Consider the following 23,879-nt stretch of genomic DNA (forward strand, 5'->3'; position numbering starts at 1 on the left):
TATGAAGCGCCGAACGCGGGTCAGGGCTGGAAGACCACGCGGACGCAGTCGTCCTCTTCGCCCTTGAACAGCGGTCAGTCGGTGGCGAGGGGGAGGGCGTGCTCGGTGAACCGGCCGCGGGCGGTGAAGCCGAGGCGGCGGTAGACGGGTTCCCCGTCGGCCGAGGCCTGGAGGACGGCGGTGGTGGCGCCCGCGGCGCGGGCGGCGTGCAGCACGGCCAGGGTGATCGCACCGCCGTAGCCGCGCCGACGGTCGGTGACCAGGGTGGAGATGTTGTAGATGCCCGCGACGCCTGCGTGGAGGAACGCCTCGGCCGTGCACACCGGGCGGCCGTCCACGCGGCCGACCAAGTAGCGCGCGGGGGAGGCGAGGGCTCGGGAGGCGGCGTCGCCGTAGAAGCGGCGCACGGTGGCGGCGGGCGGATCCCAGTTGGCGGCGAGCACGGCGGCGAAGTCGGCCAGGTCCTCCGGCGTGGTCACCGGGCGGATGTCGAGGCGGCCCGCCGGTGGGATCGCGGGCAGGTCGGCCAGGTCGCGCCACATCCCGGTCTCGGAGTCCGACGCGGGCAGCCCCGCCGAGGCGAGCAGGTCGCCGAGGTTCGCGGGTGTGGCGGCGGGGCCGACCCACCAGGAGAAGGGCCTGCCGGTGGCCCGGACGTCCCGGACCACCTGCTCGATGCGCTGGATCGCGTTCTCCGGCGTGAAGCGGGCGGCGGCGATGATGTTGAACGTGTCGTCGTCCAGCCCGCTGTCGGCGACCAGCAGGTCACCGGTAGCGGTGACGGCGGCGATCGGCGAACCCCGGTGCAGGTGAGCGGCGTGCTCGGCGAGGTTGAGGTCCATCGCCTCCTCGATCATCACAGGTGATCATGCTACCGCTGGTGCCGTGAACGGCGAGGTCGCCGTCGGTGCCGCCGCCCCGGACGCCGCGCGACGACTGGTATCCGGGGGGGCGGCGGAAGTCCACCTCGGTGCGCGTTCGGTCACCGGGGTGGAGGGACCGGCTACACGGGCCAGTCGAGTTGTTCATCGGGGATGCCGATGCTCCGGCCGTGCGCCTGGGCTTCGGTCCGTCCAGTCCGGTCACCCCGCGAGTAGCGGAAGATCCGGCCGGGGAAGACCACGAAGGTCTCGTCGGGTGTGCGGAAGTCGGCGTACCAGCCGGGTTGGTCCAGCGCGTCGGAGAAAGCGCGGGCCAACGCGTCCGCGTCCGCGTCGGGAGCCTCGAAGCTGAGCAGGGTCCAGACCGGGGGCTGGTCCGCGGTGGGGTTCCGCACGGCGACGCGCTTGATCTCCTGGACGACGAGGCGGGTGTGGTCCAGCGTCGTGCCGGTGCGGAGGCTCTCGGCTATCAGCACGCCCGTGATCATCATCCGTCCTCTCCGCGTTCCTCGCTGCCGCGATGCTAACGGGCTTGATACGTCGTCGGAGGCGCGCACGAGGCGTTCCGATACCCGTGGTGACGTGGTGGAGGAGCATCTCGTTCTCAGCGCCGATCCCCTCACCGGAGGAGCGTTCGAGCCGCACGGTGAGCGGGACTCGTCCGGCTCGACCGATGGGGGCGATTTCGGCCGGACAGGCGTCGCCGAAGCCTGCGGGGGTACCCGCAGGCTTCGGCGATGTCGAGAGGGCGGGACATGAGGACAGCGAGCAGGGCCGCGGTCGTGGCCGGGGTCGGCGCGGCGGTCGCGCTGGCGCGCAGGTTGACCAGCCACACCGCGGACGGGCACAAGAAGGGCCGGGAGGAGCACTGGTTGGCGGTGACCGCCTACCGGCCGCTGGACCAGGTGACCGGCGCGGCGTCGCTGCCCGAGCCGCTGGAGCGGCTGCGCGACCGGATCGAGGTCCGCTTCCGCCCCGCTCCCGGCGACAAGGGCACCGAACTGCTGGCCCGCCCGATCGGCGAGGAGGTCTCCCGCGAGGAGTTGCGGATCGCGCTGCGGCAGGCCAAGTCGCTGCTGGAGACCGGCCTGGTGGTCCAGCCGGACACCACCGGCACCACCCACCCCGGCCCGGCGGGCAAGGTGCTCCAGCTGGTCATCGGCAAGTCGAAGGGGGAGGGGCGGCTGTGAAGGCGCTGTGCTGGGAGGGGATCAACGACGTCCGGGTGCAGGACGTGCCCGACCCGAAGGTCCTCGACGACAAGGACGTCGTCCTCAAGGTCGGGCTGAGCACCGCCTGCGGCTCCGACCTGCACCTGCTCACCGGCCACATCCCGTTCATGCAGGCCGGTGACGTGATCGGCCACGAGTTCATGGGCGAGGTGGTCGAGGTCGGGCCGGGCGTGACCCGGCACAAGGTCGGCGACCGGGTGGTGGTGGCGTCTTTCATCGGCTGCGGCGAGTGCTACTACTGCAAGCACGACCTGTGGTCGCTGTGCGACAACACCAACACCAACCCCGGCATCACGCAGGCGCTGTGGGGCGCCGACCCCGGCGGCATCTTCGGCTACTCCCACGCCATGGGCGGGTTCCGGGGCAGCCACGCGGAGTACGTGCGGGTGCCCTTCGCCGACCACACCGCCATCCCGATCCCCGAGGGCGTGGACGACCTGAGCGCCCTGTTCGCCTCCGACTCGGTGCCCACCGGGTGGATGGGGGCGGATCTGGGCGGGGTTCAGCCCGGCGACACCGTGGCGGTGTGGGGCTGCGGCGCGGTCGGGCAGATGGCCGCGCGGGCGGCGCAGCTGCTGGGCGCGGAGCGGGTGCTGGTGATCGACCGCTTCGACTACCGGCTGCGGCAGGCCGAGCGGACCTTCGGCGTGGAGACGCTGAACTATCAGCGGGTCGACGTCGGCGCGGCGCTGCGCGAGGCCACCGGCGGGCGTGGTCCGGACGTGTGCATCGAGGCGGTGGGCTGCGAGGCGCACAGCGACGGCCCGCAGTACGTCTACGACCAGGTCAAGAGCAAGCTCAAGCTGGAAACCGACAGGCCGATCGCGGTGCGCGAGGCCATCTACAACTGCCGCAAGGGCGGCTCGGTGTTCGTGCTGGGCGTGTTCAGCGGGTTCGTCGACAAGTTCCCGCTGGGTGCGGTGCTCAACAAGGGGCTGACGGTGCGCGGGGCGCAGCAGCACGGCCAGCGCTACATCCCGATGCTGCTCGACCGCATCGCCAAGGGCGAGCTGTCCACCGGGCACCTGGCCACGCACGTGATGCCGCTGGCCGAGGCCCCTCGCGGCTACCAGCTGTTCAAGGACAAGGAGGACGACTGCGTCCGATCGGTCTTCCAGCCCTGACGCGCCCAGCGGCTCCCGAGTCCGGCCTCCGCGCCGCGGCGGTGCGGCGCGGAGGCCGGACGTCAGACGGGGTCCATCCCACCGTCGCCACCCCGACCCGCCGGTTCGGCTTCGTCGGAGGGGCGCTCCTGGTCGTCGGCCACCGTCGGCCGGGTGTGCTCACCGGCGAAGTCCGGGTCGTCCGCCATGGCGCTTGCGGTGTTGCCGTCGAGCTCGACCGGGCGTCCTCTCGGCTCGGCCATGGCTCAGTTCCGCCCTCGTGCGGGGGTCTGCCCGTAGACCCCGTGCCGCAGCGGCGTGTTGTCCTCCGGCGAGTGCTCGGGCGAGACCGGCGGAACGCCCGAGGCGCCCGCGACCTCCGGCGCGTTGCGCGGGTCGCCGCCGGACGGCTCGGCGCCGCCCTCCAGCTCCTCCAGCCGCGCGGTCAGCACCTGCAGCACCGGCGCGCGGTTGCCGTGCTCGCGCTCGTGCTCCAGCACGCCCCGCAGCTCCTGCTCGGAGAGCGACCGCACGCGGTGCCGCAAGTCGCCCAGCGGGATCTGGTCGTAGTCCGGAATCGGTAGCTCGTTGGTGCTCATGGCGGTCGGCTACCCGACCGGGCCACGGGCAAACGGGGCCTACACCCGTGCGGGCGGGGTATCCGGGGACGACCCGGAAAGGGAGGAGTGCTCGTGATCGACACGGTCTTCCGAGTACTGGCGAGGTGGCGGCACGCGCGGGCGGTGCACTCGCCGGGAGTGGCGCTGCGCGGCGTGCTGCGGGCCACCGGGCGGGATCCGGTGGCCCGGCTGCTGTCGGGTGGCGAACCCGAGCGGGACGTGCTGGTGCGCGTGTCCAAGGGGGCGGGCACGCCCGGCACGTGGCCCGACGTGCTCGGCTTGGCGGTGCGCGTGCCCGGCGGCAGGCCCGGTGGGCCGCTGGACCTGCTGTTCGACAGCTCGGGATCGCTGCCCGTGCTGCGCGCGCTGCCGCTGCCGCGGCGGAACTGGCGAGCCCGGCCCTACAGCACGGTGCTGCCGTACCGGGTCGATGGCGGCCTGCGGTGGATCGGGGCGTTCCCGGCGGGCGGCGAGCGGCTGCCCAGTTCGACCGAGGCGTTCCGCGCGGCGGCCGAACGTCACCCAGTCATGTTCACCCTGACCGTGGCGGAGCCCTTCGGCCGCTGGCGGGCGGTGGCGGAGCTGGAGGTGCGCGGCGAGCCCGAGCGGGTGGAGTGGTTCGACCCGATGGTCAACCACCACCCCGAGCTGCGTCCGGCGCCGGGCGTGCTGGTCAGGCTCAGGCTGGCGGCCTACCGGGGCTCCCGCGAGGGCAGGGGGGCGCCCGCGCACCCGCGGAGCTGACGAAAAGGGCACGGAGCGCACCGACCGCCCTCGGCGAGGACACCGGGTCGTGTGGTGTTCCCGACTGGAGTGGTGTCTTCGGCATGATCGTGGGTACACGGCGTCCATGACCTCAAGCGAAGAACAGGAGTTCGGTTCCTACACCCCGCCGCACGACACCGGTTCGCCCGATGCGGTGGAAACCGATCCCGCCGCGCTGAACAGCGCGGAGGACCTGGACGAGGACCGGCTCAGGCTCGACCCCCTGGAGGCGGGCATGGACCCGCCGGAGCGGTGGGTCGGCGCCGACCAGTACGGCACCACCCCCTACGAGCAGCGCACCCCGCGCCCGCTGGACGAGCGGTTGGCCGAGGAGCAGCCGGAGACGGCCGCGCAGACCGCAGACGAGGAGGACCCGGTCAACCAGGACCTGGCCGACGTCGCGTCGGACGTGGAACCGGACACCGTTCCCGCGCCCGACCCCGACCTGGACGACGAGGCGCTGGCCGAGGCGGCGCGACGCGGTCAGACGGCCGACGACGCCAGCTCGTTCGCCAGTTCCGCGCGCCTGCCGCACGACCGGCAGTGACGGTGGGGGACCGCGGCCGCCCCGGTGGCGCGATCGGGCCGCTTCAGCCGGACGCGGCCCCCAGCGCGCGCAGCACGGTGTCGGTGACCCGGTCGAGGTAGTCCGGCTCGACCGGTGCCCGCCGCACCACCATCCGCCAGTAGACCAGCGCGGCGGGCAGGTCCTGGGCCATCTCCAGGTCGGTGTCGGGGGCCAGTTCGCCGCGCGCCACGGCCCGCTCCAGCACCTTCCTGGCCAGCGCCCGCCGGGGCGCGCCGATGGAGGCCGCGATGGCCTCGGCCAGGTCGGGCGCGCGGGTGATCTCGGCCACCAGGTCGGGGATGATCCGGGAGAACGGCGGTTCGGTCAGCCAGGCGGCGACGGAGGTCACCAGGGCGTGCAGGTCGCCGCGCAGCGTGCCGGTGTCGACCACTTCGACCCTCGGCACGCTGATCTCGGCGAGCACCGCCAGCACCATCTCCTGCTTGGTGCGCCACCGCCGGTACAGGGCGCTCTTGCCCGCCCCGGCGCGCTTGGCCACCCCTTCCATGGACAGCCGCGCGTAACCCCGCTCCACCAGCTCGGCCAGGACGGCATCGGTGATGGCAGCGGTGATGCCGGGCTGCAGCACGGCCGCCCCGGACGGTGCGCGACGGGTCATGGTGCCACCCTAACTCATGGACGGTACCGTCCCGTCCATCGCCACGCCCGCCTGCAAGTACTACCCGACCCGCTCCCAGGGGCCGGTAACCACTACCCGAGGTGGCGTATGTCCGATGCGGGGTGGACGGCGTGCCACCCGGGCGTTGAACTCAGGGGTTCTGGGAGTTCGACTCGCGGGAGGTGGGGTGGCGCATCCCGCGGGTCAGCGTGCGTGCCCAGGCCGCGTCCACGCCGTCGAGGTCGGCGGCGACGATGAGGTGGCACAGCTGGCCCAGTGCGATGAACCGCTGCACCTGTTCGTCGGTACCGCCCGACAGCTCCCGCGCCGTCTCCACCACGGCGGCGTAACCGCGCCGGATGGCCTCGCACACCTCGGGGATGTCCGAGGCGCTCTGCGCGTGGATCTGGAGCATGAGCAGGTCGCGGTCGGCGATCAGGTCGGCGTAGGCGTTCCCCAGCGCCTCCAGGACCTCGTCCGGGCCGGCACCGGGCGCGGTCTCCGCGCTGGTGCGCAGTGTTCGGCAGATCAGCTCGTAGCAGTGGTCCAGCGCCGCGACGAACAGCTCCAGCTTGCCCTTGAACAAGCGGAACACGTAAGCCTGCGAGATCCCGGCGGCCTCGGCCACCGCGGTGACCGGCGTGGCGTGGTAGCCGTGTCGGGCGAAGACGGGCACGGCGCGGTGGAGCACCGTCGCGCGACGCGCTTCGGCGGTGGACCGGGGGATGTCGGGCATGTGTGTGAGTACACACTTACACTTTGGTGCTGTCAAACGCCGCGCAGCGACACCGGCAGCGCGGCGTGGCCGTTGGAGATGAACGAGGGCACGGGCCGCAGCTCGTCGGGCCGCACGGCCAGCGCCAGGTCGGGGAAGCGGTCGACCAGCGCGGGCAGCGCCACCCCGGCCTCCAGCCGGGCCAGCGGCGCGCCCAGGCAGTGGTGCGCGCCGTAGCCGAACGCCAGGTGGCTCTTGTCGGCGCGGCCGGGGGCGAACCGGTCGGCGCTGTCGCCGTGCACCGCCGGATCGCGCCCGGCGGCGGCGTAACCGGTCAGGATCGCCTCGCCCCGGCGGATCACCACGCCGTCGAGCACCAGGTCCTCCACCGCGTAGCGCAGCGGCAGGTTCGCCACCGGGGCCTGCCAGCGCAGCGTCTCCTCGATGACGTCCGACCACGACACCGCGCCCGAGCGGACGCCGAGCAGCTGGTCGGGGTGGGTCAGCAGCGCGGTGATGGCGTGGTCGAGCAGGTTCACCGTGGTCTCGTGGCCCGCGGAGACCAGCAGCAGCAGCGTGTCGACCAGTTCGGCCTCGGTGAGCCGGGAGCCGTCGTCGTCGCGCACCGCGACCAGGTCGCTGGTCAGGTCGTCGCCGGGCGAGCGGCGCTTGTCCGCGACCAGGTCGCCGATGATGGCGTAGACGGCCTGGTGGTTGGCCAGCGCCTCGGCGGGCGAGGTGGTGGTGGCGAAGATGAGGTCGACCGCCTGACGCAGGCCGGAGCGCGCCGCGTCGGGGATGCCGAACAGGCCGCAGATCACCTCGATGGGCAGCGGGTGGGCGAAGCGCTCTCGCAGGTCCACCCGGTCCGGTCCGGCGGCCAGCGCGTCGAGCAGGTCGGCGGTGATCCGCTCCACCCTCGGGCGCAGGGCGGCGGTGCGGCGCGCGGTGAAGGCCTTGGCCACCAGCGAGCGCAGCCTGCGGTGCTCCTCGCCGTAAGCGGTGAACATGTTGCGCGCCGAGACCCACAGGTGCAGCGGCCAGTCCTCGGGGATCTCACCAGCGGACCACGGGGGCCAGTGCCGGGCCGCGTCCTTGGACACGCGCGGGTCGGCCAGCAGACGCCTGATCAGCTCGGCGCTGGTGATCGCCCAGGCGCGCACGCCGCCGGGCAGCTCCACCGGGGTCGCCGGACCGCGGGCGCGCAGCTCGGCGGCCTCGCGGTGGATGTCCCGGCCGGTCGGGTCGAGCACGTACGGGTGCATCGATGATCCCCCGTCTCGATGAGTTCCCGAAGCTCATCGTGACCTGCTGCGCACGGTGCGTACAGGACCGGACCGGTGAAGCTCAGTCCATGCCGCGGTCGACGTGGTCGGCGTGGAACAGCGCCTGCGCCAGCAGGCCGCGCACGTGGTCGTTGGCCGCCGAGTAGTACACGAAGGTGCCCTCACGGCGGCCTTTCACCAGACCGGCGAGGCGCAGCTTGGCCAGGTGCTGGCTGACCGAGGTGGGTGTCGCGCCCGCCAGTTCCGCCAGGCACGCCACCGAGGACTCGCCCTGCAGCAGCGCCCAGAGCACCTTGATCCTGGTCGGGTCGGCCAGCAGGCGGAAGGACTCGGCGGCGAGGTTGACGCGCTCCTCGTCGGGCATGTCGAAGTTCGCCAGCGAAGTGTGCACGGGGTGAGCCTAGTTGACTGCGTATCTGCGAGTATGCGCAGATATAGAGGTTGCGGAGTCGAGCGGGAGGCGGAGCGGTGACCGGAGAGCACGGACACGGGCACGGACACGGGCACGGGCGGTCGTGGTGGGGCGTGCCGCACCGCCACACCACCGCCGACCGGCTCGACCCGGCTCTGGAGACCAGTCGCCAGGGCATCAGGGCGCTGGTGGTGTCGTTCGTCGCGCTGCTGCTCACCGCGCTGGCCCAGGCCGTCCTGGTGCTGGTCACCGGTTCGGTGGCATTGCTGGGCGACACCGTGCACAACGCCGCCGACGCGCTGACCGCCGTGCCGCTGGGCATCGCCTTCGTGCTGGGCAGGCGGGCCGCCACCCGCCGGTTCACCTACGGCCTCGGCCGCGCGGAGGATTTGGCGGGCGTGGTCGTGGTGCTGCTCATCGCCGCCTCGGCCGCGCTCACCGGCTACCAGTCGGTGCAGCGGCTGCTGGACCCCGAACCGGTGCGCCACCTGGGGGTGCTGGCGCTGGCGGGCGCCATCGGCTTCGCGGGCAACGAGCTGGTCGCCCGCTACCGGGTGTCGGTGGGCCGCAGGATCGGCTCGGCGGCGCTGGTGGCCGACGGTCTGCACGCCCGCGCCGACGGCTTCACCTCGCTGGCGGTGGTGCTGGGTGCGGCGGGCGTCGCGCTGGGCTTCCCGGTCGCCGATCCGCTGGTGGGGCTCGGCATGACGGTGGCGATCCTGGTCGTGCTGCGTGACGCGGCGACCGAGGTGCTCGGCAGGCTGATGGACGCGGTGGACCCGGCCACCGTGGAGCTGGCCGAGCGGGCGGCCGCGGCGGTGGACGGCGTGGCGCGAGCCGAGGAGCTGCGGATGCGCTGGATCGGGCACAGCCTGCGCGCGGAGCTGGTCATCGCGGTCGACGGGCGGTTGGACGTGGAGCGCGCCCACCGCATCGCGCACGACGTGGAGCGGAACATGGTGCGCGCGGTGCCCCGGTTGGTGGCGGTCACCGTGCACACCCACCCCGAAGCGGGTACGGGGCACTGATACCGCACTGATACCTGAATCCCGAAGGGCCTGGTCGACGGCGTGGCATACTTCCGCCCACTGCCACGGGAGAGGTGCGGATGAAGCTGGGTGAGGCGCTCGCGCTGCGCGCCGACGTCGCGCGACGGGTCGAGCAGTTGCGCGCGCGAGTGGCGGGCAACGCGCGCTACCAGGAGGGCGAGACGCCCGCCGAGGACGCCGAGGCCCTGCTGGCGCAGGCGCTGGAGGCGTCCGACGAACTGGAGTCGCTGATCCGCCGGATCAACCGCACCAACGCCGCGACGCCGCTGCGCGACGGCACCATCAGCGACGCGCTGGCCCGCCGTGACGCGCTGCGCCTGCGCCACGGCCTGCTCACCGCCGCCGCGGACGCCGCCACGGGCCGCAACCAGCCGGGCATGGCCCGCCAGCTCCGCTCGGAACTGCTGTACGTCTCCGCGCTGCCGGTGGCGCGGCTGCGCGCGGACGCCGACCGGCTGGCGCGGGACATCCGCGAGGTCGACACCGACATCCAGCAGGCGAACTGGCAGGTGGACCTGCTGGACTGAGCGAGGGACGGCGGGCGCGGGTAGTCGTCCGGGAAGCGAGCGCACACCGCGGTCCGGCGGTTCATCCGGCCACTTTCTCCGGCGCGCGGAGGGCAGCGCGAGGGGTTCGACTCCCCGAGGCACAACGCAGCCCAGGACACCTCACAGGTGACCGTGCACGCCGAACACCGCACAACCACGCGCTGATCCCGGACGACGAGGGCGGGCAAGGGGATTCCCGCCGTCAACGGGGCCCGACGCGCACGCGCGCGTCGGGCCCTCCTCGTCGTCGCCCGGTCCGGTCAGCGGGTCGGGTCGTCGCGGTGCCGGGCGTAGTGGCGGTTCGCCTTCGCCCGGTTGCCGCACCCCGCCATGGAGCACCACCGGCGGCTGCCGTTCTTCGACACGTCGAAGAAGTGCAGCACGCAGGCCGGGTTGGCGCAGGCCCTGACGCGGTCGGCCGCTCGCCGCAGCAGGTCGACGTAATCGCGGGCGGCCAGCCACCCCGGCAGCCACGCCGGGTCGTCCACCTCGACCTCCTCCACCGGGCGGCGGTCCTCCACCCGCAGGCGGATCCGCCCGTGGCCGAGCACCTCGTCCAGCGCCGCGGTGCTGTGCGGCGGGTCGATCGCGGCGGCGAGGGCGTCGCGGGTGCGCAGGACCGCGGCGAGCGTCGCCTCGTCGGCGCGGCAGCGCTCGGCCAGGCCGGCGCTGCGCAGCCAGGTCCGCAGTCCGTCCGCAGTTTCCAGCAGGTCGTGGGCGCTGCCCGCGATCCAGCGCGTGTTGAGCAGGTCCAGGGCGAGCGGCTCGCCGATCAGTGGCCTGGGGTCTGCGGTCATGGGACCTCCTGGGCAGCCGGTGCGCGGACCAACCTACTTCTAACCGTTGTACCCAGCTTTGCCGGGTTGACGCCCCTCCTTCTAACCGGCTACCGTTCGATCAACGGTTAAAGATGATCAGGGAGGAACGGCATGGCACTCACCGGCCTGAAGACCGGGCACATCGGGTTGAACGTCACCGATGTCGACCGCTCGCGGGACTTTTACCAGCGGGTTTTCGGCTTCGAAGTGCTCAGCGACGGCGCCGGGCCGGGTCGGCGGTTCGTCTTCCTGGGGCGGGACGGGCAGTTGCTGTTGACGCTGTGGCAGCAGAGCGACGGCGCTTTCCCGACGGCTCTGCCGGGTCTGCACCACCTGTCCTTCCAGGTGGAGTCGGTCGACGAGGTCCGCGCCGCCGAGGCGGTCCTGCGCGAGCTGTCGACGACCTTCGCCTACGACGGCGTGGTGCCGCACGGCGAGGGCGCGGACTCCGGCGGCATCTTCTTCACCGATCCCGACGGCATCCGCCTGGAGATCTACGCGCCCTCGGGCGCGGGCGGCTCCGCCGCGCCGACGGCCGGTGCTCCCACCTGCGGCTTCTTCTAAGCCATGACCAGCCAACGCCACCCCTCCTACCACCGCGGGGAGCGAGCGGTCCAAGCGCGCGCCGGTCTGCTCGACCAGGCCGCGTTCGGGCTCAACGGCATCCGCTCGACGATCCCCGAGGTCGCCGCCGGGTTCCTGGCCGGTCAGCACGTCGTCTTCCTGGGCGCCGACGACGGCGGCGGTCGGCTGTGGACGACGATGCTCACCGGCGAACCGGGGTTCCTCCAAGCGCCCGACAGTCGCACGCTCACCGTCGCGGCAGCGCCCGCCGAGGCCGATCCGCTGGCCGAGGCGCTGTCGCGGCGGGTCGAGGTCGGCGTGATCGCCGTCGAACCCGGCACCCGGCGGCGGATGCGGATCAACGGCGTGGCCCGCCCGCGCGACGGCGGCCTGGTCGTCGAGGTCGAGCAGGTCTTCGCCAACTGCCCCAAGTACATCCAGAAGCGGGAACCCACGCCGAGGGCCGACGTGGTGCCCGGTGCGGGCAGGTCCGCGTCGGTGCTCAGCGACGAGCAGCGGCACCGCGTCACCACCGCGGACACGTTCTTCGTCACCACCGCCTCGGACGAGGGCAAGGTCGACACCTCGCACCGGGGCGGGAACCCCGGCTTCGTCCACGTGCTGTCCGAGGACCGGTTGGAGTGGCCCGACTACACGGGCAACGCCATGTTCCTCACCCTCGGCAACCTCGAACTGCGCCCGGACGCGGGGCTGCTCTTCCCCGACTGGGAGACCGGGACCTCGTTGCACCTGACCGGAACCGCCGCGGTCGACTGGTCCGCGCGCGGCGCCGCCCGCCACCGGGGAGCCCAGCGCGTCGTCCGGTTCGACATCGCCGGGGTGGTGGAGGTGCCCGCGCTCAGTCCGCTGCGCTGGAGCGCCCCCGCGTACTCCCGCTTCAACCCCTGACCGTCCCACCCGTTGTGAAGGAGTGGTGTTCGACGTGCGCATCCACGTGGACATGGACGTGTGCGAGAGCCACGGGCAGTGTGTTTTCGCCGCCCCCGAGGTCTTCTCGTTCGACGATGACGACCGCTTGCGTTACGAGGCCGAACCGGCCGCAGGGCTCCGTGAGGACGTCGTCCGGGCCGCCGGGGCGTGCCCGGTGCGCGCGATCGCCCTGGTGGGAGAGGCGGGATGAGGACGCCGCCGAGGCGCGTCGTCGTGGTCGGCGCTTCGCTGGCGGGCCTGCGGGCCGCCGAGTCCCTGCGCGAGCTGGGGTTCGGCGGGACGCTCGTCGTGGTGGGGGACGAGCCGCACATGCCCTACGACCGCCCGCCGCTGTCCAAGGCGCTGCTGGCGGGAGCCGTTCCGGCCGGCGGGGTGGCCTTCCCGGTGGCCGCCGACCTCGACGTCGATTGGCGCCTCGGCTGCCCGGCGGCGCGCTTGGACCCGCGCGGGCGCGTTGTCGAGACCGCGGACGGGACGACCCTGCCCTACGACGGTCTGGTGATCGCCACCGGCGCCGCCGCGCGCGGGTGGACCGGCCCCGGCACCGCCCCGGACCGGGGCGTCCTCACCGTCCGAGGGCTCGACGACGCCTTGGCCCTGCGTTCGGCGCTGCGCGCCGCCCGCGAAGGCGGTCGGAGGCTCGTCGTGGTGGGTGCGGGCTTCCTCGGCAGCGAGGTCGCCGCCGTCGCCCGGAGCGCGGGCGTCGCGGTGACCCTGGTCGATCCCGCCGCGCAACCGCTGGAGCGGGCGCTCGGGTCGGTCGTGGGCGGATTCGTGGCGCAGGCGCACCGGGAGCACGGCGTGGACCTGCGCCTGTCGACGACCGTGGTGGAACTCGCCGGTGCGGGTGGAGGGGTCCGCGCGGTGCTCTCCGACGGCGACCGCGTGACCGGCGCAGCGGTGGTGCTGGCACTGGGCGCGGTCCCCAACACCGGCTGGTTGCGCGGATCGGGGCTGGACGTCGTGGGCGGTGTCGCCTGCGACCGGTTCGGGCGCGTGCGCACCACCCGTGGTCGGTTCCTGCCGGACGTGGTCGCCGCGGGCGACGTCTGCCGCGTCCCCGAGCCGCTGGCCGGGGGCGCACTGGTCAACCAGGGGCACTGGACGAGCGCGGCGGAGCAGGCCCGCACCGCGGCGGCCACCCTGCTGCACGGCCCCGGCCCGCTCGAACCGCGGGTGCCGTCGTTCTGGTCCGACCAGTACGACCTGCGCATCCGCTCGGTGGGCCTGCCCCACCTGGCCGACGGGCAACAGGTGCTGGAGCTCGACCCGCGCGGCAGGCGCGCGGAGGTCCTGCACCACCGAGGCGGGGAGCTGGTCGGCGCGGTGACCGTGAACCGCACGGGCAGGCTCGCCGCGCATCGCCGGACCTTGCTCGACCTGGTCGCGGCGCCCTTCCGGTAGCCGGGGTTGGTCGGATCGCGTCGGCTGCGCCCCGGTCAGGCGTCCGGTTCGCCGGACGCGACGCCCGAGGTCGCCGGTACCACAGCTGTGGTGGTGGAGGGCGGGCGCGGGGTGAACCAGCGGGTGAGCCACTCGGCGATCGCGGTCGGGTCGGTGATGGGGGCGGCCGCGGCGAGGTGGCCGTCGGGGCGCACCAGCAGCAGCCCGCCCCGGTCGCGCAGCGCGTCCGCCACCTCCTTGTCGGCGTCGAGCTGGTCGGCGTGGACGAAGAACCGGCGCTCCGTGACCGCCCCCTGCCACCGCCGCAGCGCCTCCCACCACACCGGTGCCGTCCCGTGCGGCGCCACCGCGAACAGGGTGGGCCCGTTCAGGTCCAGCACTTCGTACAGGCGTGACCCGCCTTCCAGCATCAGGTCGGGCACGCGGTCACCCGCCCGCAGCGGGCCGAGGCGGCTGTCGCTGGCCAGCGGGCCGCGGCGGTGGTGCACGGCGAGCTGGCTGAGCGTGCGGGTGGCCTTGCGCTGCACCGCTTCCCGGCCCAGCGTCAGTGGCAGCAGGTGGGCGAGGACCTGGTACAGCAGCGGGCTGCGCGAGGTGGACGCCTGCGTGGTCCTCTCGGTGGCGCGCACCAGGGCGGCGATGACGGGCAGGCGTTCGGCCTGGTAGGTGTCCAGCAGCGCCGGGGTCGCCCGGCCGTGCAGCACCGCCGCCAGCTTCCAGCACAGGTTGACCATGTCCTGGATGCCCGCGTTCATGCCCTGCCCACCCGCCGGGCTGTGCACGTGCGCGGCGTCGCCGCCGAGGAACACCCGGCCCACGCGCAGCGTGGACAGGTGGCGGCTGTTCACGCGGAAGTGGGAGCTCCAGTTCAGATCGCGCAACGTGGCGGGCACGGGGCTGACGTGGTCGTAGATCGCCTGCACCTCGGCCAGCGAGGGCGGCGGGGCGTCCTTGTCGCGGTCCGCCGGGTCGGCGGCCATGAGGCGGAAGCGGTGGCCGCCCATCGGGAACGCGGCCGCGAAGCCGTCGGGGGCCAGGAAGATGGACAGCTCGTCCTCCGGCAGGTCGGCGTCCACGCGCAGGTCGGCCAGCGCGAAGCCCTGCGCCAGCGCGCGGCCCGCGAAGGGCAGGTTCAGGATGCGCCTGGCGGTGCTGTGCGCGCCCTCGGCGCTGATCAGGAAGGCGGCCTCGACCGCCTCCTCGCGCCCGTCGGGGTGGCGCAGCACCGCGTGCACCCCGCCGTCGGGCGGCTGGGCCAGGTCGACCATCTCCACGCCCTGCTCGACGTGCCCGCCTTGGTGGGCCAGCCGCTCGCGCAGCAGTCGCTCGGTCTCGGACTGGGGCACCATCAGGATGTAGTTGTAGTGGCTGGGGACCATGTCCAGCCGCATCGACGCCAGCCGCCCGCCGCGCCCGTGCAGGGTGGTCGCGCGCACCCGGTTGCCCAGGGCGAGCAGTTCGTCGCCGACGCCGCGCGGCGCCAGCAGCTCCAGGGTGCGGGCGTGCACGGCCAGCGCCCTGGACGTGGTCGCCGGACCTGGCGCCCGGTCCACCACGCGGACCGGGACGCCCATCCGGGACAGCTCCACCGCGGCGGTCAGGCCGGTCGGACCCGCGCCGACGATCAGGACAGGTCGGGTGTCGATCACCGCTCCTCCTCGTGCCACCGAGTAAGTCAACGCCTGTTGACCGCGACGGTAGACCGGGGCGGAGGGCAAGTCAACGGCTGTTGACTCAGGCGCTCGGCGGTTCCGCCGTGAGGTAGTGCCGCAGCACCGGGGCGATCCAGTCGCGCAGGCGCTCGCGGTCCATCTCCACCAGCGGGGGCACTCCCAGCACGTACCGCGACAGCACCAGGCCCAGCATCTGCGAGCCGAGCAGGGCGGCCCGCTCGGGCGCGCGGTCTACCGCGGCGGCGGCCAGCGCCGGGGCGACCTGCTCGGTGAACAGGTCCAGCATCTTCGCCGCGGACTTCTTGTCGGTGGTCGCCGCGCGCAGCAAGGCCAGGAAGCCCGCGTTGTTCTCCCACACGCTGAAGAAGTGCGGCATGAGCACGTCCATGAACTCCTCCGGCGGCACGTCGCTGAGGTCGGGCAGTTCCAGGTCGAACCGCGCGGCCTCGGCGAACAGGCCCTCCTTCGAGCCGAAGTAGCGGATCACCATGGCCGGGTCGACCCCGACGTCGCCCGCGATGTCGCGGACGGTGACCCGGTCGAGCCCTTCGGCGGCGAAGCGCACGCGGGCCGCGTCGAGGATGGCGGCCCTGGTGGCGGATGCGGAGCGGCGTCGGTTCGTGGACATGGGGGCAGACTAAGTCAGCGTCTGTTGACTTAGTCGCGGGCGGTTCGCCGCAGTCTGGTCAACAGCTGTTGACTTATGGGAGGTGCGGGTCACGGCCCGGTGCGCCGCCGGATCGACCGGGCTGAGCCGGTGCCTTGACGTTGAGCCCGAGGACGTCCAGCACCTCGTCCGAGTTGTGCGGCGAGAACGGGATGATCTTCGTAACGGCCCGCTCGCGGCGCACGGTGCCGCGCCCGTCCGCGACCACCTCGAAGAAGCCCTCGGTCCCCAGTCCGAACTACCGCACCGACAGCGGGCCCAGCGGGTTGGGCAACCCGCGCCGCACGCCGTCGCCCGGACCGTGCAGGAACTTCTCCGGGCCGTCCGACCGCAGGTGACGGCATCGTCGACACCACCGCCGACGGCGTGGCGGGACTGATCGCCATGCCGGACTTCGCGGACATCCGCGTCGTGTTCGACGCGACCTCACCCCGGCCGCGCTCGACCCGTTCATCGTCCCGGCGGTGAACCTGGAGCGGCACCTCGACGCGCCGAACCTCGACATGGTCACCTGCGGTGGTCGGGCCGCCATCCCCGTGATGTCGGCGTAGGGCACCGCCCTGGTGCCCTACGCCGACATCGCCCTCCACCTTCGGCGGTCCGCGTCGCACCCCGACTCGTGGGCACCTTGATCGCTCACCCTGCGAGACCGCCCAGCGGTGGGTAGACAGTGGGCATGACCGACTCCTACCAGCCCGATCCGCGCCGGTGGAAGGCGCTGGCGGTGACGCTCGTGGCGGGCTTCATGAGTCTGCTCGACATCAGCATCGTCTCCGTCGCGCTGCCCTCCATCCAGCACGGCCTCGGCACCGGCCCGGCGGGCGTGCAGTGGGTCGTCTCGGGCTACGCGCTGACCTTCGGCCTGGCGCTGGTGCCCGCCGGGCGGCTGGGCGACGCGCTGGGCAGGCGCACCGTGTTCCTGGCCGCGCTCGGCGGCTTCGTGCTGTTCAGCGCGCTGGCCGGGCTGGCGCCCACGACCGGGGTGCTGGTCGCGGCCAGACTCGCGCAGGGCGTGTGCGCGGGCGCGCTGGCCCCGCAGAACTCGGCGCTGATCCAGCAGCTGTTCCGCGGCCCCGAGCGCGGCCGGGCGTTCGGGTTCTTCGGCGCCACGGTGGCTGTCTCCACCGCGATCGGACCAGTGGTCGGCGGGCTGATCCTGGCCGTGGCGGGGGAGGACGAGGGCTGGCGGTGGATCTTCTACGTCAACGTCCCGATCGGGTTGGCCGCCCTGGTGCTGGCGGCCCGGCTGCTGCCGCGCGGGCGCACCGGGCCGCGCGGCGAGCTGGACCCGGTCGGCGTGGCGCTGCTGGGCGCCGGCGTGCTGGCGGTGATGCTGCCGCTGGTGCTGGCCGAGTCCGGCGGCCTGCGCGCGCTGTGGTGGCTGTTCGCCGCGGGCGCGGTGCTGCTGGCGGTGTTCGTCCGCTGGGAGCGCGGGCTGGCCGCGCGCGACCGCGGTCCGCTGCTGGACATCCGCCTGTTCACCAGCACACCCGGCTACGGCGCGGGAGCGGCGCTGGGCATGGTCTACTTCATCGGGTTCAGCGGCATCTGGCTGGTCTTCGCGCTGTACTTCCAGGTCGGCCTGGGCTACACCCCGCTGCAGTCGGGGCTGGCGGTGACCCCGTTCGCGGCGGGCTCGGCGGTGACGGCGCTGCTGGGCGGGCGGCTGGTCGAGCGCTGGGGCCGCAAGCTGACCGTCACCGGCCTGAGCCTGGTGGTCGTGGGGCTGGCCGCCACCGCCGTGGTGCTGCGGCTGGTCCCCGGCTCCGCCGCGGGCTGGGCCATCGCGCCCGCGCTGCTGGTGGCGGGCGTGGGCGGGGGCTGGGTGATCTCACCGAACACCACGCTGACCCTGCGGCACGTGCCAGTGGCCGTGGCAGGCGCGGCGGGCGGGGCGTTGCAGACCGGCCAGCGCATCGGGGCCGCGGTGGGCACCGCGGCCCTGCCCGGTGTGTTCTACGCGGTCCTGTCCGCCCACGACCGGCAGTACCCGGTGGCCGCGTCGATCGCGATCGGCGCCGCCGCGGCCTCGGTGGTCCTGGCCTTGGCGGTCGCCGTGGTCGAGCTGCGCGTGCGCCCGAAGTGCCCCGCTGCGGCGGGCGGGGTGGTCCGGCACTTCTCGGAGGCGGGGTGAGCCGCCGGAGCGCACAGCACCACCGTTGCTATTTTTGAAAGCTTCGCTATAGCATCCGCCGGGTTCTGGTCTGCGGAGGAGTGCGATGGCGACGCTCGACACCTTGCCCACCGGCGGACGGCGGTCCGCGGCTGAGGGGACGGCGGTGCCCGAGGGCGTCGCCCATCCCCGGACCGCGTCCGCGCCGTGAGCGCGCAGGAAGCGCGGGAGCTGAGGGGCAGGCTGGCGCGGCGGTCCTGGTTGGCCGCGGTGATCTGCCTGGTCGCAGACGTGGGCGAGTTCCTGCTCAGCGGCCCGCAGTTCGCGCTGTCCCCCAGGGAGTGGGCGGTGCTCGTCCTGGTGGCGGCGGTCGACGCCTGCCTGGCCGCTCCGCCGCGCTTCTCCGGCGGCGTGGCGGCGCTGCACGCGGTGGTGCTGATCGCGGCCCCGCTGCTGCTCGCCGACGACAGCACCCGCGAGCTGTCGGGCACCGGCGTGCTGATCGCGGGCTACCTGGCGGGGGCGTGGCTGCCGCTCACCCCCGCGCTGGGCACGCTCGTCGTGCTCGGCACCGCGGTCGCCGCCAACGCCCTGCTGGCGCCGGACGGCGCGCACGGCCGAGCCGCCCTGGTCTTCACCGTCCTGGGCAACGGCGTGCTGCCGTGGGTGGTGGGACGGCACACCACCACCCGGCGCGGCCAGCTCGCGGCGCTGGAGCGGCTCGCCGAGCGCCGCGAGCACGACGAGCGGATGGCCGTCGCGCAGGCCGTGGCCGAGGAGCGCAGCGCCATCGCCCGCGACCTGCACGACGTGATCTCCCACCACGTCAGCGCCATCGCGGTGCACGCGGGCGCGGCGCGCATCGCCGCACCGGATGCCGAGGACAGCGCGGTGGGCCGGGCGCTGCACGCCGTGGAGATCGGCAGCCGGGCGGCGATGGTCGACCTGCGGCGGCTGCTCGACGTGCTGCACGGCAGGGAGGACGCGGCCGCGCAGCGCCAACCCGGTCTGGACAACCTGGAGGAGCTGCTCGCGGGCGTGCGGCGCGCGGGGCTGGCGGTCACCTTCACCGCCACCGGGACCGGGCCGACCGCGCTGCCGGACTCGCTGGACCTGGCCCTGTACCGGATCGCGCAGGAAGCGCTGACCAACGCGCTGCGCCACGGCGGGCCCGGCCCGGTGACCGTGCGGCTCGACCGAGGCGACGACGGGATCACCCTGACCGTGACCAATCCGCTGCCCACCGCCCCCGCCCGGCCCCGCTCGTCCTCGCCCGGCCGCGGCCTGGACGGCATCCGCCAGCGCGTCGCCCTGTTCGAGGGCGACGTCGAGATCGGCCCCGTCGCGGGAGGCGCGCACTGGCGCGTCCGCGCCCGCTTCGCCAAGGAGACGATGTGCTGACCGTGCTGCTCGCCGACGACCACGCGCTGTTCCGCTCGGGCGTGCGGGCGATCGTGGACACCCAGCCCGACCTGACCTGCGTCGCCGAGGTCACCGACGGCCGCGCCGCGGTCGAGGCGGTCGCCCGGCTGCGCCCGGACGTGGCGGTGCTGGACGTGCGGATGCCCAACACCGACGGGCTGACCGCCGCCGAGGCCATCGTGGCCGCGCCGGGCAACACCACGGCGGTGCTCGTGCTGACCACCTACGACAGCGACGAGAGCCTGCACCGGGCGCTGCGCGCCGGGGTCAACGGCTTCCTGCTCAAGAGCATCCCGCCCGAGGAGATGGTCTCGGCGATCCGGGTCGCGGGTCGCGGCGACACCGCCATCGACCCCTCCGTGGCCCGCCGCCTGGCGCCCCGCATCGCCACCAGCGTCCGCGCGCCGGAGCCGCCGCCGGAGCTGGACCGGCTGACCGTGCGGGAGCACCAGGTGCTGCTGCTGCTCGCCGACGCCCGCACCAACGCCGAGATCGCCGCCCACCTGCACCTCGGCGAGGAGACCGTGCGCACCCACGTGTCGCGGGTGCTGGCCAAGCTGGGCTTGCGCGACCGCGCGCACGCGGCGGTGTTCGCCCACACCAACGGGGTCGTGCGGGCGGTGGGGGAGGGCCGCCGACCCGCGCGACCCTGACCGCGCACCGGCGCGGGTCGGGGTTGTCGATCACCCGCCAGGGGGACCGCAAACCCCCGCGCACGTGACGCCCCGAGGGGTGGGCGATCCCTAGTTTCGTCGGTGATGAGAAACCAACGACACACCCCACTCGCCCGCTTCAGCGCGGTGCTGTGCGTCGTCGTCGCGCTGCTGTCGGGAGCCGCGCCCGCCTGGGCCGACGGCGGTCCGGCGGGTCAGGACGTCCACGTCGCGCAGACCCTCGGCACGCGGGAGCTGACCGTGGTGGTCCGCGCGGTCGAGGTGGTGCCCGGTCCGCTGCGGGTCAACGTGATCACCCACGCGGGCACCCCCGCGGGCGGCATCCGGCTGTCCGCGGCGCCCACCGGGGTGCGCTCCGGCGACGACGCCGCGGGCAGCCCCAGCGAAACCCGACTGGACCTCGGCGCCGAGCCCGGCTCCTACGACGCGGACCTGGCCGTCGACGTCGTGGGACCGTGGGAACTGGTCCTGGACGACGGCGAGCACACCGGGCGCATCCCGTTCGTGGTGCCCGCCCCCGTCGTCTCGCCGGTCCAGTCGCTGTCCCAGAACGGGTTCCTCGCCGCGGGCGTGCTGCTGGTGCTGGCCATCGCGACGGCCGTGCTCTCCCGCCGCGCCTGGGTGCCGCTGATCCCGGCCGCAGGCGTCGTCGCGGCCATCGCCGTGGGCGTGGTCGGCGCGCTGCTCACCGGCCTGGCGCCCCCGCCGCCGAGGCCGGGCGTGGAACTGGACGCGACGGTCGACAACGTCCGCGACCCCTACGCGGGCGGAGCGCTGGCCCCGCAGGACTTCTCCCGCCCGCCCGCCACCCTGGTGGTGGCCGCGCGACCGGTGCCCACCGGCGCCGACCTGGCCCTCACCGTCACCGACGGCTCCAGCGGGGCACCCGCCGACGACCTGCTCGTGCACGACAGCGCACTGGTCCACCTGGTCGTCGTCACGCCCTCGGGCGGCCTGCGGCACCTGCACCCGGCTCGCACCGGCCCCGGCACCTACCGCGTGCTGGTGGACTCCACCGAACAGGGCCACTACGCGGTGTCCGCGGAGATCGCCCGGCGCGGCGGCGGCGTGCAACTGCTCCGCTCCGCCACCGGGTTCGACCTGGGCACGGGCACCACCGCGCCTGCCCCGGTGGCGGGCGACGGGCCGCGGCGGATCGGTGGCACCGACGTGGTGGTGCGGACCGAGGGCCTGGACACCGCTGGGGCCACCACCGTGCACGCGCGCTTCGGCACCGGGAACGACCTGCAGCCGTGGCTGGGCATGGTCGGCCACATGATCGTGGTGGGCCCGCTGCGCGGCGGGCAGGACGTCGGGCGGGCCGCGCAGGACGCGCCGGTCTGGGGGCACGTGCACCACATGGTCCCGACCGGGCCCGGCGGCCAGCCGGACGAGACGGTCGCCGCCTACGGCCCCGACACCACTTTCACCCACCACTTCTCCCTACCGGGCCGGTACCTGGTGTGGCTCCAGGCCGAGCGGCACTACTCGGTGCTGACCGTCCCGGTGGAGCTGACCATCACCGGCCGCGAGGACGCCGAGCGAGAGGAAGGCCGATGAGGGCCCCATTCGTCACCAACCGCAAGCACGACCGGAGATTCGTGCTCGGCTTGGTCGGACTGCTGTGCCTGGTGGCGGCCTGTGCGCTCGCCGTCGTGCTCGCCGGGGCGGCGGGCGGCGGCCCCGCGACGCTGCGGGCGGGCGGCGCGCGCCACGCGGTGAACCTGACCGTGGCCGCCGCGCGGGCAGGCACCACCGCCGTCGACCTGACCGTGACCGGCGCCGACGGCCGACCGTCCACACCGGACGAGATCGAGCTGGAGGTGCTGATGCCCCAGATGGGGCACGTGCTGTCGACGGTGCGGCCCTCCGCGACCTCACCCGGCGCCTACCGCGCCGAAGCGGTGTCGCTGCCCATGGGCGGCCAGTACGAGTTCACCGTGCGCTTGAGCGGCCCGGACGGCGATGACCGGGTCGTGTTCCCCCTGCTGGTCAGCGGATGACCGGCGCACCACACCGAGAAGCAGGAGAACGAGAAGACATGGATCGGCTCTCACCAGGGCGGAACACGACGGCGCAAGCCGCTACCCGCGCGGATCGCGCCGGTATCGCGGCGAGCACCACGATCCTGATCGGCACGATGCTGTCGCTGGTCGGGATGAGCTGGGACATCCAGTGGCACGGGGACGTCGGGCCCGACACCTTCTTCACGCTGCCCCACCTGTTCATCTACGCGGGCAGCGCGATCGCGGGCATCACCAGCCTGGTGATGGTCCTGCGCACCACGGCGGCCGCCAAGGCGGGCCGCTCCGTGGCCCTCACGGCGGGCGGGCAGGCCGTCGACGTCCTCGGCAAGACCTTCTCCGCCCCCCTCGGTTACCTGGTGACCGGCGTCGCGGTGGCGGTGTTCCTGACCGCCGGGCTGTGGGACCAGATCTGGCACACGACCTACGGGTTCGACGTGACCATCGCCTCCCCGCCGCACGTGGCCCTGCTGCTGTCGATCACCTTCACCATGATGGGCGCGGTGATCACCTGCGCGGCGGCCGGGCGGACCGCGTGGGGGCGGCGCGGCTTCCAGCTCGCCGTCCTGATGTTCGTCTTCTTCGTGCTCGTCCCGCTCCTGGCGCTGAAGCAGTTCGAAGGAGCGGTGAACGCCTTCCACGCGGGTATCGCGTTCTGCACGGCGCTGGCGCTGGTCACCGCGGCCTACTTCCTGCGGACCGGGCGCGACGTCGTGGCGATCGGCCTGATCGCGGTGGGTGTCCAGGCGCTGCTGTGGTGGTTCTCCCCGTGGGCGACGGCGGAGTACGCGAACTCGGTGGGCCTGCCGCTGCGGGAGTTCCGGGAGCCCTCGCCGGACGTGCCCGCGATGCTGCCCATGGCACTGCTGCCGATGACGGCGGGACTGACCGCCCTGCTCGCCGCGGGCCGTTCCCGCGGCTGGTCACCCGCTCGCGTCGCCCCGCTGGCGGGCGCGGCCGTGGGGCTGGTCGTCGCCGTGACGATGCCGGTCCAGCTCGCCGTCGTGGGCCAGGAACCGCTGCAGGAGCTGGGCAAGACCGCGTTGACCGCGCTGTTGGGCGTGGGTCTCGGGGCGCTGGCCGGGCACCTCGGCGTCCGCTTCGCGGTCATGCTCCGCACCCTTGAGGCCGCTCCCGCCGCGACCGCCCCCAGCCCCGCCACCACCGGAGGACACTGATCATGCGCACCTCATGGCTGCGCGCCGCGGCCCTCGCCGCCGCGGCGGCACTCGCCCTGCCGCTGGCCACCGCGACGCCCGCGCTCGCCTACGAACCGGTCGAGATCGTCCACACCGAGCAGGTGCAGGTCGGCCCTTACCCGGTGACGGTCGGGTTCAGCGAGTGGCCGCTGCGCGGGTTGCACTCGCTGGACTTCACGTTCATGCCGGAGGGCGGCATCGCCGACCGGAGCGGGACGGTCGAGCTGATGCCCGACGCCGACCCGAGCTCGGGGGAGACCGAACCGCTCTCGCGGCACCCGCGCAAGCGGGAGGTGTGGGGTCTGGACGTCTACGCGCTCGACGACCCCGGCCCGTGGACGCTCCGGTTCTCGGTGGACGGACCGCTCGGTCGGGGCGAGGGGGTCCTGCCCCGGCTCAGCGTGCTGGAGCAACCCGGCCCGCCGATGGCGCTGAGCTGGTCCATGAGCGTCATCCCGATGATCATGGGAGTGCTGTTCCTCGTGGTGGTCTGGCGCAGGTCGCGGCCGGGTGACCGGATCGGGACCGCGTTCGCGACCTGATCCGGTCACCCGCCTGCCCCGGTCGATGCC

29 protein-coding genes are annotated in these 23,879 nt (G+C 73.7%); 18 read left to right on the forward strand and 11 right to left on the reverse strand.

What is annotated here, in order from left to right:
- Positions 1-74: 74 nt before the first annotated feature.
- Positions 75-857 carry a GNAT family N-acetyltransferase gene (locus tag JOF41_RS11640; protein ID WP_209618525.1) on the reverse strand — a complete coding sequence of 261 codons (783 nt, stop codon included), beginning with the start codon at positions 855-857 and terminating at the stop codon, positions 75-77.
- Positions 858-1,003: 146 nt separating this feature from the next.
- On the reverse strand, positions 1,004-1,369 hold the full coding sequence (locus JOF41_RS11645; protein ID WP_189223751.1) for a hypothetical protein: 366 nt from the start codon (positions 1,367-1,369) through the stop codon (positions 1,004-1,006).
- Between the two features lie 267 nt (positions 1,370-1,636).
- On the opposite strand from JOF41_RS11645, the gene JOF41_RS11650 reads away from it, so the two are divergent.
- Positions 1,637-2,071 carry a hypothetical protein gene (locus JOF41_RS11650; protein ID WP_189223750.1) on the forward strand — a complete coding sequence of 145 codons (435 nt, stop codon included), beginning with the start codon at positions 1,637-1,639 and terminating at the stop codon, positions 2,069-2,071.
- Complete coding sequence (locus JOF41_RS38235) at positions 2,068-3,237, forward strand: zinc-dependent alcohol dehydrogenase (RefSeq protein WP_209618528.1); 1,170 nt, start codon at positions 2,068-2,070, stop codon at positions 3,235-3,237. Before JOF41_RS11650 ends, JOF41_RS38235 begins: the two co-directional genes overlap by 4 nt.
- Positions 3,238-3,299: 62 nt before the next feature.
- Here JOF41_RS38235 and JOF41_RS11660 read toward each other — a convergent pair whose 3' ends face one another.
- Positions 3,300-3,479 (reverse strand): hypothetical protein, encoded by a 180-nt coding sequence (locus tag JOF41_RS11660; RefSeq protein WP_189223939.1) that lies wholly within the window; start codon positions 3,477-3,479, stop codon positions 3,300-3,302.
- A 3-nt stretch (positions 3,480-3,482) separates the two neighbouring features.
- Entirely contained in the window at positions 3,483-3,815 is a 333-nt protein-coding gene (locus JOF41_RS11665; RefSeq protein ID WP_189223748.1) for a DUF8129 domain-containing protein, read from the reverse strand.
- 93 nt (positions 3,816-3,908) lie between these two features.
- Here JOF41_RS11665 and JOF41_RS11670 point away from each other — a divergent pair, with 93 nt between their 5' ends.
- Positions 3,909-4,580, forward strand: coding sequence for a hypothetical protein (locus JOF41_RS11670; protein ID WP_209618531.1), 672 nt, complete (start codon positions 3,909-3,911; stop codon positions 4,578-4,580).
- A 106-nt stretch (positions 4,581-4,686) separates the two neighbouring features.
- Positions 4,687-5,148, forward strand: coding sequence for a hypothetical protein (locus JOF41_RS11675; protein ID WP_209618534.1), 462 nt, complete (start codon positions 4,687-4,689; stop codon positions 5,146-5,148).
- Positions 5,149-5,191: 43 nt separating this feature from the next.
- Here JOF41_RS11675 and JOF41_RS11680 read toward each other — a convergent pair whose 3' ends face one another.
- From JOF41_RS11680 to JOF41_RS11695, 4 genes are all read right to left on the reverse strand, one after another.
- The gene (locus JOF41_RS11680; RefSeq protein ID WP_189223746.1) at positions 5,192-5,788 is read right to left on the reverse strand and encodes a TetR/AcrR family transcriptional regulator; all 597 of its coding nucleotides are present in this window, start codon (positions 5,786-5,788) and stop codon (positions 5,192-5,194) included.
- 151 nt (positions 5,789-5,939) lie between these two features.
- Positions 5,940-6,524, reverse strand: a complete 585-nt coding sequence (locus JOF41_RS11685; RefSeq protein WP_189223745.1) for a TetR/AcrR family transcriptional regulator — start codon at positions 6,522-6,524, stop codon at positions 5,940-5,942.
- 32 nt (positions 6,525-6,556) lie between these two features.
- Positions 6,557-7,768 (reverse strand): cytochrome P450 family protein, encoded by a 1,212-nt coding sequence (locus JOF41_RS11690; RefSeq protein ID WP_189223744.1) that lies wholly within the window; start codon positions 7,766-7,768, stop codon positions 6,557-6,559.
- Between the two features lie 82 nt (positions 7,769-7,850).
- On the reverse strand, positions 7,851-8,180 hold the full coding sequence (locus JOF41_RS11695) for an ArsR/SmtB family transcription factor (protein ID WP_189223743.1): 330 nt from the start codon (positions 8,178-8,180) through the stop codon (positions 7,851-7,853).
- A 77-nt stretch (positions 8,181-8,257) separates the two neighbouring features.
- Here JOF41_RS11695 and JOF41_RS11700 point away from each other — a divergent pair, with 77 nt between their 5' ends.
- Positions 8,258-9,229, forward strand: coding sequence for a cation diffusion facilitator family transporter (locus tag JOF41_RS11700; RefSeq protein WP_209618537.1), 972 nt, complete (start codon positions 8,258-8,260; stop codon positions 9,227-9,229).
- A gap of 80 nt (positions 9,230-9,309) precedes the next feature.
- Positions 9,310-9,777, forward strand: coding sequence for a DIP1984 family protein (locus tag JOF41_RS11705; RefSeq protein WP_189223741.1), 468 nt, complete (start codon positions 9,310-9,312; stop codon positions 9,775-9,777).
- Positions 9,778-10,058: 281 nt separating this feature from the next.
- Here the strand turns inward: JOF41_RS11705 and JOF41_RS11710 are convergent, their stop codons facing one another.
- Positions 10,059-10,595: a CGNR zinc finger domain-containing protein gene (locus JOF41_RS11710; RefSeq protein WP_209618540.1), complete on the reverse strand. Its 537-nt coding sequence runs from the start codon at positions 10,593-10,595 to the stop codon at positions 10,059-10,061.
- 132 nt (positions 10,596-10,727) lie between these two features.
- Here JOF41_RS11710 and JOF41_RS11715 point away from each other — a divergent pair, with 132 nt between their 5' ends.
- From JOF41_RS11715 to JOF41_RS11730, 4 genes are read left to right on the forward strand one after another with little or no spacing between them, the layout of a single operon-like run.
- The gene (locus JOF41_RS11715; RefSeq protein ID WP_189223739.1) at positions 10,728-11,180 is read left to right on the forward strand and encodes a VOC family protein; all 453 of its coding nucleotides are present in this window, start codon (positions 10,728-10,730) and stop codon (positions 11,178-11,180) included.
- 3 nt (positions 11,181-11,183) lie between these two features.
- On the forward strand, positions 11,184-12,089 hold the full coding sequence (locus tag JOF41_RS11720; RefSeq protein ID WP_209618543.1) for a pyridoxamine 5'-phosphate oxidase family protein: 906 nt from the start codon (positions 11,184-11,186) through the stop codon (positions 12,087-12,089).
- A 25-nt stretch (positions 12,090-12,114) separates the two neighbouring features.
- On the forward strand, positions 12,115-12,321 hold the full coding sequence (locus tag JOF41_RS11725; RefSeq protein WP_307867380.1) for a ferredoxin: 207 nt from the start codon (positions 12,115-12,117) through the stop codon (positions 12,319-12,321).
- The gene (locus JOF41_RS11730) at positions 12,318-13,535 is read left to right on the forward strand and encodes an NAD(P)/FAD-dependent oxidoreductase (RefSeq protein WP_189223737.1); all 1,218 of its coding nucleotides are present in this window, start codon (positions 12,318-12,320) and stop codon (positions 13,533-13,535) included. Before JOF41_RS11725 ends, JOF41_RS11730 begins: the two co-directional genes overlap by 4 nt.
- A gap of 35 nt (positions 13,536-13,570) precedes the next feature.
- Here the strand turns inward: JOF41_RS11730 and JOF41_RS11735 are convergent, their stop codons facing one another.
- A complete protein-coding gene (locus JOF41_RS11735; RefSeq protein ID WP_209618546.1) occupies positions 13,571-15,184 on the reverse strand; it encodes an FAD-dependent monooxygenase in 1,614 nt (537 codons plus the stop codon).
- Positions 15,185-15,269: 85 nt separating this feature from the next.
- Positions 15,270-15,836 carry a TetR/AcrR family transcriptional regulator gene (locus JOF41_RS11740; protein WP_209618549.1) on the reverse strand — a complete coding sequence of 189 codons (567 nt, stop codon included), beginning with the start codon at positions 15,834-15,836 and terminating at the stop codon, positions 15,270-15,272.
- Between the two features lie 191 nt (positions 15,837-16,027).
- On the opposite strand from JOF41_RS11740, the gene JOF41_RS11745 reads away from it, so the two are divergent.
- From JOF41_RS11745 to JOF41_RS11780, 8 genes are all read left to right on the forward strand, one after another.
- Positions 16,028-16,213 (forward strand): hypothetical protein, encoded by a 186-nt coding sequence (locus JOF41_RS11745; protein ID WP_209618552.1) that lies wholly within the window; start codon positions 16,028-16,030, stop codon positions 16,211-16,213.
- Positions 16,214-16,551: 338 nt separating this feature from the next.
- Positions 16,552-18,009, forward strand: a complete 1,458-nt coding sequence (locus tag JOF41_RS11750) for an MFS transporter (RefSeq protein ID WP_209618555.1) — start codon at positions 16,552-16,554, stop codon at positions 18,007-18,009.
- A gap of 186 nt (positions 18,010-18,195) precedes the next feature.
- Positions 18,196-19,389 carry a sensor histidine kinase gene (locus JOF41_RS11755; protein ID WP_209618557.1) on the forward strand — a complete coding sequence of 398 codons (1,194 nt, stop codon included), beginning with the start codon at positions 18,196-18,198 and terminating at the stop codon, positions 19,387-19,389.
- Entirely contained in the window at positions 19,383-20,063 is a 681-nt protein-coding gene (locus JOF41_RS11760) for a response regulator (RefSeq protein WP_209618560.1), read from the forward strand. Before JOF41_RS11755 ends, JOF41_RS11760 begins: the two co-directional genes overlap by 7 nt.
- Positions 20,064-20,168: 105 nt before the next feature.
- A complete protein-coding gene (locus JOF41_RS11765; RefSeq protein ID WP_209618563.1) occupies positions 20,169-21,644 on the forward strand; it encodes a DUF8832 domain-containing protein in 1,476 nt (491 codons plus the stop codon).
- The gene (locus JOF41_RS11770) at positions 21,641-22,087 is read left to right on the forward strand and encodes a FixH family protein (RefSeq protein ID WP_209618566.1); all 447 of its coding nucleotides are present in this window, start codon (positions 21,641-21,643) and stop codon (positions 22,085-22,087) included. The genes JOF41_RS11765 and JOF41_RS11770 overlap by 4 nt, the downstream gene beginning before the upstream one ends.
- Before the next feature lie 38 nt (positions 22,088-22,125).
- Positions 22,126-23,286 (forward strand): hypothetical protein, encoded by a 1,161-nt coding sequence (locus JOF41_RS11775; protein ID WP_209618569.1) that lies wholly within the window; start codon positions 22,126-22,128, stop codon positions 23,284-23,286.
- A gap of 2 nt (positions 23,287-23,288) precedes the next feature.
- Complete coding sequence (locus JOF41_RS11780; RefSeq protein WP_244989568.1) at positions 23,289-23,849, forward strand: hypothetical protein; 561 nt, start codon at positions 23,289-23,291, stop codon at positions 23,847-23,849.
- Positions 23,850-23,879 lie beyond the last annotated feature (30 nt).

Source organism: Saccharothrix coeruleofusca (assembly GCF_017876325.1).
Classification (GTDB): domain Bacteria; phylum Actinomycetota; class Actinomycetes; order Mycobacteriales; family Pseudonocardiaceae; genus Actinosynnema; species Actinosynnema coeruleofuscum.

What these genes read in the sequence shown, in the direction of transcription:
- JOF41_RS11645 (WP_189223751.1), bottom strand. Translation starts at nt 1,369, where the DNA reads ATGATCACGGGCGTGCTGATAGCCGAGAGCCTCCGCACCGGCACGACG.
- JOF41_RS11660 (WP_189223939.1), bottom strand. Translation starts at nt 3,479, where the DNA reads ATGGCCGAGCCGAGAGGACGCCCGGTCGAGCTCGACGGCAACACCGCA.
- JOF41_RS11745 (WP_209618552.1), top strand. Translation starts at nt 16,028, where the DNA reads ATGATCTTCGTAACGGCCCGCTCGCGGCGCACGGTGCCGCGCCCGTCC.
- JOF41_RS11730 (WP_189223737.1), top strand. Translation starts at nt 12,318, where the DNA reads ATGAGGACGCCGCCGAGGCGCGTCGTCGTGGTCGGCGCTTCGCTGGCG.
- JOF41_RS11640 (WP_209618525.1), bottom strand. Translation starts at nt 857, where the DNA reads ATGATCGAGGAGGCGATGGACCTCAACCTCGCCGAGCACGCCGCTCAC.
- JOF41_RS11780 (WP_244989568.1), top strand. Translation starts at nt 23,289, where the DNA reads ATGCGCACCTCATGGCTGCGCGCCGCGGCCCTCGCCGCCGCGGCGGCA.
- JOF41_RS11710 (WP_209618540.1), bottom strand. Translation starts at nt 10,595, where the DNA reads ATGACCGCAGACCCCAGGCCACTGATCGGCGAGCCGCTCGCCCTGGAC.
- JOF41_RS11770 (WP_209618566.1), top strand. Translation starts at nt 21,641, where the DNA reads ATGAGGGCCCCATTCGTCACCAACCGCAAGCACGACCGGAGATTCGTG.
- JOF41_RS11675 (WP_209618534.1), top strand. Translation starts at nt 4,687, where the DNA reads ATGACCTCAAGCGAAGAACAGGAGTTCGGTTCCTACACCCCGCCGCAC.
- JOF41_RS11720 (WP_209618543.1), top strand. Translation starts at nt 11,184, where the DNA reads ATGACCAGCCAACGCCACCCCTCCTACCACCGCGGGGAGCGAGCGGTC.
- JOF41_RS11690 (WP_189223744.1), bottom strand. Translation starts at nt 7,768, where the DNA reads ATGCACCCGTACGTGCTCGACCCGACCGGCCGGGACATCCACCGCGAG.
- JOF41_RS11740 (WP_209618549.1), bottom strand. Translation starts at nt 15,836, where the DNA reads ATGTCCACGAACCGACGCCGCTCCGCATCCGCCACCAGGGCCGCCATC.
- JOF41_RS11750 (WP_209618555.1), top strand. Translation starts at nt 16,552, where the DNA reads ATGACCGACTCCTACCAGCCCGATCCGCGCCGGTGGAAGGCGCTGGCG.
- JOF41_RS11665 (WP_189223748.1), bottom strand. Translation starts at nt 3,815, where the DNA reads ATGAGCACCAACGAGCTACCGATTCCGGACTACGACCAGATCCCGCTG.
- JOF41_RS11680 (WP_189223746.1), bottom strand. Translation starts at nt 5,788, where the DNA reads ATGACCCGTCGCGCACCGTCCGGGGCGGCCGTGCTGCAGCCCGGCATC.
- JOF41_RS11650 (WP_189223750.1), top strand. Translation starts at nt 1,637, where the DNA reads ATGAGGACAGCGAGCAGGGCCGCGGTCGTGGCCGGGGTCGGCGCGGCG.
- JOF41_RS11775 (WP_209618569.1), top strand. Translation starts at nt 22,126, where the DNA reads ATGGATCGGCTCTCACCAGGGCGGAACACGACGGCGCAAGCCGCTACC.
- JOF41_RS11765 (WP_209618563.1), top strand. Translation starts at nt 20,169, where the DNA reads ATGAGAAACCAACGACACACCCCACTCGCCCGCTTCAGCGCGGTGCTG.
- JOF41_RS11685 (WP_189223745.1), bottom strand. Translation starts at nt 6,524, where the DNA reads ATGCCCGACATCCCCCGGTCCACCGCCGAAGCGCGTCGCGCGACGGTG.
- JOF41_RS11705 (WP_189223741.1), top strand. Translation starts at nt 9,310, where the DNA reads ATGAAGCTGGGTGAGGCGCTCGCGCTGCGCGCCGACGTCGCGCGACGG.
- JOF41_RS11715 (WP_189223739.1), top strand. Translation starts at nt 10,728, where the DNA reads ATGGCACTCACCGGCCTGAAGACCGGGCACATCGGGTTGAACGTCACC.